Genomic DNA, 856 nt, shown 5'->3' with positions numbered 1-856 from the left:
AACTGGCGTTATCGTTTGGCAATGGTCACGCCAAACGCAACGTTAGCCGTCCGGCCTAGCCGACAAAGCCTGAACATGGCCTTGGTCGCCTTGGTCGCCCTGGTCGACAGTCAGCTAACTTGCTGAAACCCGCACGAGTGACCGCTTGTGCGGGTTTCTATTCTACCTTTGCAACTGGCGTTATCGTTTGGCAATGGTCACGCCAAACGCAACGTTAGCCGTCCGGCCTAGCCGACAAAGCCTGAACATGGCCTTGGTCGCCTTGGTCGCCCTGGTCGACAGTCAGCTAACTTGCTGAATCCCGGCCAGCAACCAGCCCTCGTTGCCGTACTTCTGCTTCGACAGGTTCCAGATTTCGACGAACGGCTCGGCAGCAGCACCTTCCGTTTCACGGATCAGGCCATGGAAACGGACGCTTGCGAGGCTTTCCGTGCCGCGATCCTCAACACCGAGGATGTCGGCATTGAGTTGCACGACATCCGTACGGTTCGGCTGCGTGCCGCGTGCGTCGATATCCAGCTTCACCTCAGCGAACATTTCCGGCGTGGTGAACTCGCGGATGTCGTTCGAATTGCCGCGATCCCACGCGTCCTGCAAACGCACGAAATAAACCTTCGAATTGCGCAGGAACGCTTCGGTATCGAAACCGGACGGCACGGCGACTTGCGGGGCTGCCGCTGCGTCGACCGGACTCGTATAGCTCTGAACGCCCGACGGACCGTACCCACCCGGCGCCGACGGCGGAACGTAGCTCGGTTCCTGCGGCTGATTCATGCCGGTACGAGCCCTGCTTTGGCCAGTGCCGGCGCGGGTTCGCCGTTTGGAGGCAGCGCTCGTACCGGCATGAATCACCCGC

1 protein-coding gene is annotated in these 856 nt (G+C 60.5%); it reads right to left on the bottom strand.

The genetic code is table 11. The features are described 5' to 3' along the window. Positions 1–282 precede the first annotated feature (282 nt). Positions 283–856 (bottom strand): Tim44 domain-containing protein (locus ACRXB1_RS36940; RefSeq protein ID WP_449494891.1); only part of this gene is annotated, 574 nt, incomplete at its 5' end.

This window comes from Caballeronia sp. M23-90 (assembly GCF_053574605.1).
Note: the sequence above shows the minus strand (reverse complement) of the source record. Positions and strands in the feature narration are given on the sequence as shown.